General features: G+C 59.9%; 13 protein-coding genes. 11 read left to right on the top strand and 2 right to left on the bottom strand.

All coding sequences use genetic code 11. From position 1 onward, the window contains the following. Positions 1-9 precede the first annotated feature (9 nt). The 10 genes from fabD to ptsG all read left to right on the top strand — a co-directional run bounded on the left by fabD (position 10) and on the right by ptsG (position 9,589). Positions 10-939 (top strand): ACP S-malonyltransferase, encoded by a 930-nt coding sequence (gene fabD, locus ACJ8HN_RS08235; RefSeq protein WP_015377451.1) that lies wholly within the window; start codon positions 10-12, stop codon positions 937-939. 11 nt (positions 940-950) lie between these two features. Beyond that, positions 951-1,685, top strand: a complete 735-nt coding sequence (fabG, locus tag ACJ8HN_RS08230) for a 3-oxoacyl-ACP reductase FabG (RefSeq protein ID WP_049213155.1) — start codon at positions 951-953, stop codon at positions 1,683-1,685. A 154-nt stretch (positions 1,686-1,839) separates the two neighbouring features. Further along, positions 1,840-2,076 carry an acyl carrier protein gene (acpP, locus tag ACJ8HN_RS08225; RefSeq protein ID WP_004719003.1) on the top strand — a complete coding sequence of 79 codons (237 nt, stop codon included), beginning with the start codon at positions 1,840-1,842 and terminating at the stop codon, positions 2,074-2,076. 82 nt (positions 2,077-2,158) lie between these two features. After that, on the top strand, positions 2,159-3,400 hold the full coding sequence (gene fabF, locus ACJ8HN_RS08220; RefSeq protein ID WP_033638042.1) for a beta-ketoacyl-ACP synthase II: 1,242 nt from the start codon (positions 2,159-2,161) through the stop codon (positions 3,398-3,400). Between the two features lie 144 nt (positions 3,401-3,544). After that, positions 3,545-4,342: an aminodeoxychorismate lyase gene (gene pabC / locus ACJ8HN_RS08215; protein WP_442523255.1), complete on the top strand. Its 798-nt coding sequence runs from the start codon at positions 3,545-3,547 to the stop codon at positions 4,340-4,342. A 13-nt stretch (positions 4,343-4,355) separates the two neighbouring features. Further along, complete coding sequence (gene mltG, locus ACJ8HN_RS08210; RefSeq protein WP_033646443.1) at positions 4,356-5,381, top strand: endolytic transglycosylase MltG; 1,026 nt, start codon at positions 4,356-4,358, stop codon at positions 5,379-5,381. After that, positions 5,371-6,009, top strand: coding sequence for a dTMP kinase (gene tmk / locus ACJ8HN_RS08205; protein WP_049194624.1), 639 nt, complete (start codon positions 5,371-5,373; stop codon positions 6,007-6,009). Before mltG ends, tmk begins: the two co-directional genes overlap by 11 nt. Then, positions 6,009-7,016: a DNA polymerase III subunit delta' gene (gene holB, locus ACJ8HN_RS08200; RefSeq protein WP_442523254.1), complete on the top strand. Its 1,008-nt coding sequence runs from the start codon at positions 6,009-6,011 to the stop codon at positions 7,014-7,016. Before tmk ends, holB begins: the two co-directional genes overlap by 1 nt. 19 nt (positions 7,017-7,035) lie before the next feature. Continuing rightward, entirely contained in the window at positions 7,036-7,812 is a 777-nt protein-coding gene (locus ACJ8HN_RS08195; RefSeq protein WP_442523253.1) for a metal-dependent hydrolase, read from the top strand. A gap of 343 nt (positions 7,813-8,155) precedes the next feature. Further along, a complete protein-coding gene (gene ptsG / locus ACJ8HN_RS08190) occupies positions 8,156-9,589 on the top strand; it encodes a PTS glucose transporter subunit IIBC (protein WP_016928184.1) in 1,434 nt (477 codons plus the stop codon). Positions 9,590-9,645: 56 nt separating this feature from the next. Here ptsG and ACJ8HN_RS08185 read toward each other — a convergent pair whose 3' ends face one another. Continuing rightward, a complete protein-coding gene (locus ACJ8HN_RS08185) occupies positions 9,646-10,011 on the bottom strand; it encodes a DUF4180 domain-containing protein (protein WP_442523252.1) in 366 nt (121 codons plus the stop codon). Between the two features lie 14 nt (positions 10,012-10,025). Next, positions 10,026-10,496, bottom strand: coding sequence for a manganese-binding transcriptional regulator MntR (gene mntR, locus ACJ8HN_RS08180; RefSeq protein ID WP_033638048.1), 471 nt, complete (start codon positions 10,494-10,496; stop codon positions 10,026-10,028). Positions 10,497-10,726: 230 nt separating this feature from the next. On the opposite strand from mntR, the gene ACJ8HN_RS08175 reads away from it, so the two are divergent. After that, positions 10,727-12,031, top strand: a complete 1,305-nt coding sequence (locus ACJ8HN_RS08175; RefSeq protein WP_004928764.1) for an Nramp family divalent metal transporter — start codon at positions 10,727-10,729, stop codon at positions 12,029-12,031. Positions 12,032-12,059: the final 28 nt, after the last annotated feature.

Here is a 12,059-nt window from a genome sequence, read left to right as displayed (position 1 = left end):
GAAGAAAAAATGACGCAATTTGCTTTTGTTTTCCCGGGCCAGGGGTCGCAGACCGTTGGCATGCTGGCCGAGTTGGCCGCACAGTTCCCGATCGTCGAAGAAACCTTCGGCGAGGCGTCTTCCGCCCTGGGTTACGACCTGTGGCAGCTGGTGCAGCAAGGCCCGGCGGAAGAGCTGAACAAAACCTGGCAGACCCAACCGGCTCTGCTGGCCGCCTCGGTGGCGATTTTCCGCGTTTGGCAACAGCAGGGCGGTAAAGCGCCGGCGCTGATGGCGGGTCACAGCTTGGGCGAATACTCGGCGCTGGTCTGCGCCGGCGTGCTGGACTTCAAGGCGGCGATCCGTCTGGTCGAGCTGCGCGGCAAGCTGATGCAGGAAGCGGTGCCGGAAGGCACCGGCGCGATGTACGCCATCATCGGTCTGGACAACGACGCGATCGCCAAGGCGTGTGAAGAGTCTGCGCAGGGGCAGGTGGTTTCTCCGGTCAACTTCAACTCGCCGGGCCAGGTGGTCATCGCCGGCAACAAAGAAGCGGTTGAGCGCGCAGGCGCCGCCTGCAAAGCCGCAGGCGCCAAGCGCGCGCTGCCGCTGCCGGTGAGCGTGCCTTCACACTGCGCGCTGATGAAACCGGCTGCCGACAAGCTGGCCGTGGCGTTGCAGGACATCACCTTCAACGCGCCGCAGGTGCCGGTGGTGAACAACGTCGACGTGCGCACCGAAAACGATCCGGAAGCGATCCGCAGCGCGCTGGTGCGTCAGCTGTATAGCCCGGTGCGTTGGACCGAGAGTGTAGAGTTTATCGCAGCACAGGGAGTGACGTCGCTGCTGGAAGTGGGGCCGGGCAAAGTGCTGACCGGTCTGACTAAACGTATTGTTGACACCCTGACGGCTGCGGCGGTGAACGACACCGCCAGCCTGTCGGCGGCGCTTGAACAATAAAGAGGAAAATGATGAGCTTCGAAGGTAAAATCGTTCTGGTCACCGGCGCGAGCCGCGGTATTGGCCGAGCTATTGCAGAAACGTTTGTGGCACGCGGCGCCAAAGTGATCGGCACCGCGACCAGCGAGAGCGGCGCTGAAGCGATCAGCAGCTACCTGGGCACAAACGGCAAAGGGTTTATGTTGAACGTTGTTGATGCGCAATCTATCGACAGCGTGCTGGCATCGATTCGCGCCGAATTTGGCGAAATCGACATTTTAGTGAATAATGCCGGCATCACGCGTGATAACCTGCTGATGCGTATGAAGGATGATGAGTGGGAGGATATCCTCGACACCAACCTGACTTCCGTATTCCGCCTGTCAAAAGCGGTAATGCGCGCTATGATGAAAAAGCGGTTTGGCCGTATCATCACCATCGGTTCCGTTGTCGGCACCATGGGGAACGCAGGGCAGGCGAACTACGCGGCGGCTAAAGCCGGTCTGATTGGTTTTAGCAAATCTTTGGCACGTGAAGTTGCTTCGCGTGGCATTACGGTCAACGTCGTGGCACCTGGCTTTATTGAGACGGACATGACACGGGCGTTGACAGATGATCAACGCGCAGGCATTTTGTCATCAGTTCCAGCCAACCGGCTGGGCGATGCTAAAGAAATCGCCAGCGCTGTTGCATTTTTGGCCTCTGATGAGGCCGGCTATATCACCGGTGAAACGCTACATGTCAATGGCGGCATGTACATGATTTAAAAAATGTGAAAACCATTTGCGTTATTTGAGGCAAAAACCGCAAAATAGCGTAAAATCGTGGTTTGACCAGCCGGGATTTAGTTGCATCTTTTTCAGCATTTTATACACTACGAAAACCATCGCGAAAGCGAGTTTTGATAGGAAATTTAAGAGTATGAGCACTATCGAAGAACGCGTTAAGAAAATCATTGTTGAGCAACTGGGTGTTAAACAGGAAGAAGTTTTGAACAACGCTTCTTTCGTTGAAGATCTGGGCGCTGATTCTCTTGACACCGTTGAGCTGGTAATGGCACTGGAAGAAGAATTCGACACCGAGATTCCAGACGAAGAAGCTGAGAAGATCACTACTGTTCAGGCAGCTATTGATTTCATCAACGCTAGCCAGCAGTAAGAGAACATATCTAGGCGGTCGCTCGACCGCCTAAGTTTTTTCTATCCCTAGTGTCATATTTTTCCCTCCCTGGAGGACAAACGTGTCTAAGCGTCGAGTAGTTGTGACCGGACTGGGCATGTTGTCTCCTGTCGGCAATACGGTAGAGTCCACGTGGAACGCTCTTCTTGCCGGTCAGAGTGGCATCAGCCTGATCGACCATTTCGATACCACTGCCTATGCGACCAAGTTTGCTGGCCTGGTAAAGAATTTTAATTCCGAGGATTTCATCTCGCGCAAAGATGCGCGCAAGATGGACGCCTTTATCCAGTACGGTATCGCTGCCGGCATGCAAGCCATGCAGGATGCAGGCCTGGACATCACCGAGGCTAACGCCAGCCGCATTGGAGCCGCGATCGGTTCCGGCATCGGCGGCCTGGGTTTGATCGAAGAAAACCACAGTTCACTGGTTAACGGTGGCCCACGGAAAATCAGTCCGTTCTTCGTGCCATCCACCATCGTGAATATGATTGCCGGTCACCTGACAATCATGTACGGCATGCGTGGCCCAAGCATTTCCATCGCCACCGCCTGTACTTCAGGTGTGCACAACATCGGCCATGCGGCGCGTATCATTGCCTACAATGATGCGGACGTGATGCTGGCCGGTGGGGCAGAGAAAGCCAGCACCCCATTGGGCGTCGGCGGCTTTGGCGCAGCGCGCGCTCTGTCCACTCGTAATGACAACCCGCAGGCGGCGAGCCGTCCGTGGGATAAAGACCGCGACGGTTTTGTGCTGGGCGACGGCGCCGGCATGATGGTGCTGGAAGAGTACGAGCACGCGAAAAAGCGCGGCGCGAAAATCTACGCCGAAGTGGTGGGCTTTGGGATGAGCAGCGATGCTTATCACATGACGTCGCCACCGGAAAACGGCGCAGGCGCTGCGCTGGCGATGGAAAATGCCCTGCTTGACGCCGGTGTGACCCCGTCACAAATCGGCTACATCAACGCGCACGGCACCTCTACGCCGGCGGGCGACCAGGCGGAAGCGCAGGCGGTGAAATCCGTCTTCGGCGCCGATGCAGAGCGCGTGCTGGTGAGCTCGACCAAATCGATGACTGGCCACCTGTTGGGTGCGGCAGGCGCGATCGAGTCTATCTTCACCGTGCTGGCGCTGCGCGATCAGGCGGTACCGCCAACCATCAATCTGGATAACCCGGATGAAGGTTGCGATCTGGACTTCGTGCCTCACGAAGCGCGCCAGGTCAGCGATATGGAGTTCAGCCTGTGTAACTCCTTCGGCTTCGGCGGCACCAATGGCTCGCTGATCTTCCGCCGAGTGTAATTCGCGCTGTGGATAGCTGATGAAAGCCCGGTTTTTTAACCGGGCTTTTTTACGCCTATCGTCTGGACACCAACAGGGCTGCGTATCGCCTCGTCGCCTGCTATTCTGCGAGCGTAATGAAATCACCCGGCAACAGGAGGAAGCATGTACTGGATTAACGGACAACGCCACGATGCGCTGGCGCCGAGCGATCGCGGCCTGCAGTTCGGCGATGGCTGCTTTACTACTGCCCGGGTTACCGATGGTAAAATCGAGCTGCTGCCCTGGCATCTGGAGCGGCTGCAGCAAGCGGCGCAGCGGCTGATGCTGCCCGCCACCGATTGGCTGGCTTTCGAACGGGAGATGGCGCTGGCGGCCGAATCAATTCCGCTCGGCGTGGTCAAAGCGATACTGACGCGCGGCAGCGGCGGGCGGGGTTACAGCCCGACGGGGTGCGAAAACCCGACGCGTATCGTGGCCCGCAGCAGCTACCCCGCGCACTATTTGCAGTGGCGCGAGCAGGGCATCACGCTTGCGCTCAGCCCGGTGGCGCTGGCGCGCAATCCGTTGCTGGCGGGGTTGAAGCATTTGAACCGCCTGGAGCAGGTGCTGATCCGCGCGCATCTTGACCAGACGGCCGCCGACGAGGCGCTGGTGCTTGACACTGCCGGTATGCTGGTGGAATGCTGTGCGGCTAATTTGTTCTGGCGTAAGGGAAAAGCGGTATTTACCCCGGATCTGAGCCAGGCAGGCGTCGCGGGCCTGATGCGGCGGCGGGTGATCGCGCTGCTGGCGGGCTCGGAATACCGTCTGCAGTGCGTCAGTGAACCGCTGGAGACGCTGGCCGATGCCGACGAAGTCCTGGTGAGCAATGCGCTGATGCCGCTGCTGCCGGTAAACGCTGCGCAATCATGGCGCTATGCTTCGCGCCAGCTGTATGATTTTTTGCGTCCACACTGTTAACCATGGCTGATTGATGAAGAAAAGAAAGCTGAAGGTCCTGTCTATTATTGTTGTTCTGGTATTGGCGCTGCTGTTTTGGGGCTACCAGAAGATCGAACGCTTTGCCGATACGCCACTGGCTATCCAACAAGAAACCATCTTCAAACTGCCGGCCGGCACCGGTCGGGTAGCGCTGGAAGGGCTATTGGTGCGCGATAAGCTGGTGCGCAACGGCCGCTGGTTCCAGTGGCTGCTGAAGCTGGAGCCGGAGCTGGCGGAGTTTAAAGCCGGCACCTACCGGTTCACGCCGGGCATGACGGTGCGCCAGATGCTGAAACTGTTGGCCAGCGGCAAAGAGGCGCAGTTCACCGCACGCTTTATCGAAGGCTCACGCCTGCGTGACTGGCAGCAGGTGCTGCAGCAGTCCAAATACCTGAAACACACCCTGGCGGGCAAGAGCGAAGCGGAGATTGCCGCAGCGCTCGGCATTCCTGCGGGAGAAACGCCGGAAGGGCATTTGTACCCGGATACCTATCAGTATACCGCCGGCATGAGCGACATCGCGCTGCTCAAACGCGCACACGTGCGCATGAACAAAGCGCTGCAGGCCGCCTGGGCCGGCCGCGACACCAGCCTGCCGTATAAAACGCCGGAAGAGCTGCTGACCATGGCCTCGATCGTCGAGAAAGAGACCGCGGTGCCGGAAGAGCGCAGCAAGGTGGCGTCGGTGTTCGTCAACCGCTTGCGCATCGGCATGCGCCTGCAGACCGATCCGACGGTGATCTACGGCATGGGCGAAAGCTATAATGGCAACATCACGCGCAAGGATCTGGAGACGCCGACACCGTACAACACCTATGTGATCGCCGGCCTGCCGCCAACGCCGATCGCCATGCCGGGTGAGGCCTCGTTGCAGGCGGCCGCCAATCCGGCCAAAACGCCTTATCTCTATTTTGTCGCCGACGGCAAGGGTGGGCATACCTTCACCACCAATCTGGCGAGCCATAACCAGGCGGTGCGCGTGTACCGTCAGGCGTTAAAGGAAAAGAATGAAAAGTAAATTCGTTGTTATCGAAGGGCTGGAAGGCGCGGGTAAAACCACCGCGCGCGATACGGTGGTCAAGGTGCTGCGCGAACACGGCGTCAGCGACATCGTCTTCACCCGCGAGCCGGGCGGCACGCCGCTGGCGGAGAAGCTGCGCGATCTGTTCAAGCGCGGCATCGACGGCGAATTGCCGACCATCAAGGCCGAAGTATTGATGCTGTACGCCGCGCGCGTACAGCTGGTGGAAACGGTGATCAAACCGGCCCTGGCGCGCGGCGCCTGGGTGGTGGGCGATCGCCACGATCTCTCTTCACAGGCTTACCAGGGCGGCGGCCGCGGCGTGGATCCGCAGCTGATGAGCTCGCTGCGCGACACCGTGCTAGGGGATTTTCGCCCGGATCTGACGGTGTATCTCGATCTGCCGCCGCTGGTCGGCCTGCAACGCGCGCAGGCGCGCGGTCAGCTGGATCGCATCGAACAGGAGGCGCTGCCGTTCTTCGAACGCACCCGCGCTCGCTATCTCGAGCTGGCGGCGCAGGATAAAACCATCGTCACCGTCGACGCCGCCCAGCCGCTGGAGCAGGTGACCGCGGCGATCCGCGACTGCGTCGGCCACTGGCTGCGGCAGCAGGAAGGCGCATAATGAACTGGTACCCGTGGCTGAACGGCCCTTATCGCCAGCTGATTGGGCAGTACGCCGACGGCCGAGGCCATCATGCGCTGCTGCTGCACGCGGCGGCGGGCAACGGTGATGATGCGCTGGCCTACGGCCTGAGCCGCTGGTTGATCTGCCAGCAGCGCAACGGTGAAAAAAGCTGCGGCGAGTGCCACAGCTGCCGGCTGATGCTGGCGGGAAACCACCCGGATTATCACGTGCTGACGCCGGAAAAGGGTAAGAGCAGCCTGGGCATCGAGCCGATCCGCCAGGTGATTGAAACGCTGTACGCCCACGCGCAGCAGGGCGGCGCTAAAGTGATTTGGCTGCCGCAGGCGGAACAGCTGACCGAGGCGGCGGCCAACGCGCTGCTTAAAACGCTGGAAGAGCCGCCGGAGAAAACCTATTTTCTGCTAGGCTGCCGTGAGCCGTCGCGGCTGATGGCGACGCTGCGCAGCCGTTGCCTGTATTGGCATTTGGCCAGCCCGGATGAGCAGCTCAGCCTGCAGTGGCTGGGCCGACAGGCGGCCGGCTCTCAGACGGACCGCCTCACGGCGCTGCGCCTGCACGACGGCGCGCCGCTGGCCGCCGAACAGCTGTTGCAGCCGCAGCAGTGGCAACAGCGCAGAGCCCTGTGCGCCACGTTGAGCGCCGCGCTGCCGCAGCGCGATATGCTGTCGCTGCTGCCGGTGTTGAACCATGAAGACGTCGCCGAGCGCCTGCACTGGCTGTGCGCGTTGCTGGTGGACGCGATGAAGTGGCAGCAGGGCGCGCATCACTATGTATTGAATCAGGATCAGCAGCCGCTGGTGCATCAACTGGCCAGCCTGCTGAGCAGCGCCTCGCTGCAGCAGATCGTGCAGCAGTGGCTGAACTGCCGCCATCAGCTGCTCAGCGTGGTGGGCGTCAACCGCGAGCTGCTGCTGACCGAACAGTTACTTCGCTGGGAACAGATGCTCGGCGCCGCCGGCTATTCCCAACCTCATTCGCTGTAAAGTAAAAGAGTTAAAAATTATGTTGTTAGTCGATTCTCATTGCCACCTTGACAGTCTGGATTATCAAACGCTGCACCAGAATGTGGACGATGCGCTGGCCAAAGCCAAGGCGCGCGACGTCGGCTATGTGCTGGCGGTTGCCACCACGCTGCCGGGTTACCGTTCCATGACCGAGCTGATCGGCGAGCGCAACGACGTGGCCTTCTCCTGCGGGGTGCATCCGCTCAATCTGGAAGAGGGGTATGATTACGCCGAACTGCGTCGCCTGGCGGCGGCGGAGCAGGTGGTGGCGCTGGGGGAGACCGGGCTCGATTACTTCTACCAGAAAGACAACCTTGAGCTGCAGCAGGACTCTTTCCGCGAACATATCCGCATCGGCCGGGATCTGAACAAGCCGGTGATCGTCCACACTCGCGATGCGCGCGCGGACACGCTGGCGATCCTGCGTGAAGAGAACGCACAGGACTGCGGCGGCGTACTCCACTGCTTCACTGAAGATCTGGCCACGGCCGAAGCTCTGCTGGATCTGGGCTTCTACATCTCCTTCTCGGGCATCGTCACCTTCCGCAACACCGAACAGCTGCGCGAGGTGGCGCGCTATGTGCCGCTGGATCGCATTCTGGTGGAAACCGACTCGCCTTATCTGGCACCGGTGCCGCATCGCGGCAAAGAAAACCAACCCGCCTATGTGCGCGATGTGGCTGAATACATGGCGGTATTGAAGGGCGTCAGCCTGGAACAACTGGCCGAAGCCACCACCGCCAACTTTTCACGTTTATTTCACCTCGAACTGTGATCTTTGACCTAGGCTATAGCTGTAGGTCATTGTCTGCATAATTTTTTTTAAGCTCGTAATTAATCACTGAAACGGGTAAGGTTCCCTCCCGTTTCAAGGTGATTGATGCGTGTTTTTTGGTCTGTTTCGCCAAAAAACAGCCGGTTTATGCAAAGTTACCGCGGCTCGATCATCGAAACGTGATTGTCATCAAACATTGCGCAGGCTATTTATTTTACTCTGCGTAATAAATTCAAGGGGTGCACAGACACCCTGAATTGCAGGGGTTTTTCTCCCCCCCTTGCAGCGCGAATTATCGCGACAAGAAGTAGCAAAGCATTATTACTCAGGAGCACACTCAACTATGTTCAAGAACGCATTTGCAAACCTGCAAAAAGTAGGTAAATCGCTCATGCTGCCGGTGTCCGTGTTGCCTATCGCAGGTATCCTGCTGGGCGTCGGCTCCGCCAACTTTAGCTGGCTACCTGCGGTAGTCTCCCACGTGATGGCGGAAGCGGGCGGTTCGGTCTTCGCCAACATGCCGCTGATTTTCGCCATCGGCGTCGCCCTGGGCTTCACCAACAACGACGGCGTTTCCGCGCTGGCGGCGGTGGTGGCCTACGGCATCATGGTGAAAACCATGGCGGTGGTTGCGCCGCTGGTGCTGCACCTGCCGGCTGAAGAGATTGCGGCCAAACACCTGGCGGATACCGGTGTGCTCGGGGGGATTATCTCCGGCGCCATCGCGGCCTATATGTTCAACCGCTTCTTCCGCATTCAACTGCCGGAATACCTAGGCTTCTTTGCCGGTAAGCGTTTCGTGCCGATCATTTCCGGTCTGGCGGCGATCGTTCTGGGCGTAGTGCTGTCCTTCATCTGGCCGCCGATCGGTACGGCTATCCAGACCTTCTCGCAGTGGGCGGCTTATCAGAACCCGGTCGTGGCCTTCGGCATTTACGGCGTGGTTGAGCGTGCTCTGGTGCCATTCGGTCTGCACCACATCTGGAACGTACCGTTCCAAATGCAAATCGGTGAATTCACCAACGCGGCGGGCCAGGTATTCCACGGTGATATTCCTCGCTACATGGCGGGCGACCCTACCGCGGGCAAACTGTCCGGCGGCTTCCTGTTCAAAATGTACGGTCTGCCTGCTGCGGCCATCGCCATCTGGCACTCGGCCAAGCCGGAAAACCGCGCGAAAGTCGGCGGCATCATGATCTCCGCCGCGTTGACCTCGTTCCTGACCGGTATCACCGAGCCGATCGAGTTCTCCTTCATGTTCGTCGCGCCGATCCTGTACGTGATCCACGCTATCCTGGCCGGCCTGGCGTTCCCAATCTGCATCCTGTTGGGCATGCGCGATGGCACCAGCTTCTCGCACGGCCTGATCGACTTTATCGTACTGAGCGGCAACAGCAGCAAAATCTGGCTGTTCCCAATCGTCGGCATCGTCTACGGTCTGGTGTACTACACCATCTTCCGCGTGCTGATCGCCAAGCTGGATCTGAAAACCCCGGGCCGTGAAGACACCGCTGCCGAGCAGACTGCGCAGGGCGGTTCCGAAATGTCCGCGGCGCTGGTTCAGGCCTTCGGCGGTAAAGAAAACATCACTAACCTGGATGCTTGTATCACCCGTCTGCGCGTCAGCGTGGCCGACGTGTCCAAAGTTGACCAGGCGGGCCTGAAGAAACTGGGCGCAGCCGGCGTAGTCGTCGCGGGCTCCGGCGTGCAGGCCATCTTCGGCACCAAGTCCGACAACCTGAAAACCGATATGGACGAATACATCCGTAATCACTGATTCAGGCAGGGGAGTTATCAAGGGAGGCGAAAGCCTCCCTTTTTTATTGCCTGCCGTCAGGCGCCCAGGCGCTGTTCGAGTTCGGCGAGAGAAGGGAGGAACCAGACCTGTTCGCCGCGGTTGGCCTCACGCACGAAATCTTGCAGCGCGTTGCTTTGCGCCAGCCAGGGGGAGATATCGCCCAGCAGCGCAACGCGCAGGCGGTAGTTGATGAATTTCTGCAATACGGCGCCGGCAATGCCGCTTTTGAGCTGGAAAAAGGTGGCGTCGAGGCGGTTGATGGGGAGGGCAATCATTCCGGCATCGTGCTCAAAGGCGGGCGCGATAAACAGGCTGACGTCGTTTTCGTCTTTCAACATCGGCCCGGCTTCGGCGAACACCACTAGGCGCAGATCGTGGATTTGCTGCACGGCGTAGCTCATCGGCGCTCCGGGAGTCAGGGCTTGGCGTGCTTTTGCAGGTAATGCTCGAACACCGCCAGCGTTTCGTCCGAGATATGGTGCTCAATCCCTTCGCTGTCCAGCTCGGCGGTTTCGCTCGGCACCCCGACGCACATCAGCAGATCGACCACGATGCGGTGACGGCGGCGCACCTTCTGCGCCAGCAGCTCGCCTTCCTCGGTTAAAAACACCCCGCGATAAGGGCGCGATTCCACCAGCCCGGCGCTTTTCAGCCGCGCGATATTTTTGATCGCCGTCGGGTGAGACACGCCGAAGCGGCGCGCGATGTCGGTGGTTCTGGCTTCGCGGGTGCTTTGCAGCAAATCGGCGATCAGCTCAACGTAATCTTCGATCAGCGCATTGGATTGCGCTTCGCGGGCGCGGCTAAAACGCAGGGCGTGCTCGGCCTCGTCCGGCATGTCGGTCTGGGCGTGGCGGTCGGCGTTATCTGGCGCGCGGGTAACCATAGCGTGGGGCGTCCTGTAAGCATAAAAATGGCGTCTCCCGGCAATGCGGGGAGGGTTGCCCTAAGTTAGTCCAAATAGCACACATTATCAATTCGATGCCACGCATTGTGGTAGTTAGAAATATCTCTACACAAAGCCAATGAATTTCGCCTGTTGCATAAAGTGTAGCCGATGCTACATTGTCGGCATGGTAGGTGGAAAAATAACCAGTGAAAGATTGAGGGTAATTCATGCGTGACGCGGCAACCACTCCATCGTTAACCGAACGGACCAACATCGCGATTGGCGCCGCCCTTGCCGGACGCAAGCGCGGCGCCTTTACGCCGTTGCTGTTCGCCGGCCCGGCGGTGATTGCCTCTATTGCCTATATGGATCCCGGCAACTTCGCCACCAATATTCAGGCCGGGGCGAAATACGGCTACAGCCTGCTGTGGGTGGTGGTGATGGCCAACCTGATCGCCATGCTGTTCCAGGCGCTGTCGGCCAAGCTCGGCATCGTCACCAACCGCAATCTGGCGGAGATGTGCCGCGACCAGTTTTCACGGCCGGTAGTGATCGGCATGTGGCTGCTCAGCGAAGTGGCGGCGATGGCCACCGATCTGGCGGAGTTTCTCGGCGGGGCGATCGCGCTGGCGCTGCTGTTCCATATGCCGCTGCTGGCGGGGATGGGGGTGACGGCGGTGATCACCTATGCGCTGTTAATGGTGGAAAAGAAAGGTTTCCGCCCGGTCGAGCTGATGATCGGCGGCCTGGTGGGCATCATCGCGCTGTGCTATCTGGTGGAGATGTTCATCGTACCGGTGGACTGGCAAGCGGCCGGCCTCGGCATGGTGACGCCGCAGTTGCCGGACGCGCAAGCGCTGACCATCGCCGTCGGCATTATCGGCGCCACCGTGATGCCGCACGCCATTTTCCTGCACTCGGGGCTGACCCAGCACCGCAGCCCGGCCAGCGACAACGGCGAGCGGCGCAAGCTGCTGCGTTTTTCCAATATTGAGGTGGTGATCGCGCTGGCGCTGGCCGGGCTGGTGAATATTGCGATGGTGATCATGGCCTCGAGCGCCTTCCACGCCGGTAACAGCGACGTGGCCGAAATTGGCACCGCCTACCATACGTTGACGCCGCTGTTCGGCGCGGCGGCCGCCGGCATCTTCCTCGCTTCGTTGATCGCCTCCGGCATTTCCAGCTCGGTGGTGGGCACCATGGCCGGGCAAATGATCATGCAGGGCTTCGTTGGCTTCCGCATCCCGGTATGGGTGCGCCGCCTGGTCACCATGGTGCCGGCGTTTATCGTGGTGGCGATGGGCGTCAACGCCACCGACGCGCTGGTCTATAGCCAGGTGGTACTGAGCCTGGCGCTGCCGGCGCCGATGATTGCGCTGGTGATGTTCACCCGCCGCCGCGACATCATGGGCGAGTTCGCCAACGGCCGCTGGACCAGTCTGGCGGCGGTGGTCGGCACGGTGGTGATCGTGCTGCTCAACGTGGTGCTGTTGTTGCAGACCTTCGGCGTCGATATTCCCGGTTTGGGGTGATCTTGCGGGCCGCGCGGGGCGCGGCCGC

The organism is Serratia sp. CY29653 (assembly GCF_052169255.1).
In the GTDB taxonomy this organism is placed as follows: Bacteria; Pseudomonadota; Gammaproteobacteria; order Enterobacterales; family Enterobacteriaceae; genus Serratia; species Serratia sarumanii.
The sequence above is the reverse complement of the archived record's forward strand: the minus strand, read 5'-3'. Positions and strand labels throughout refer to the sequence as shown.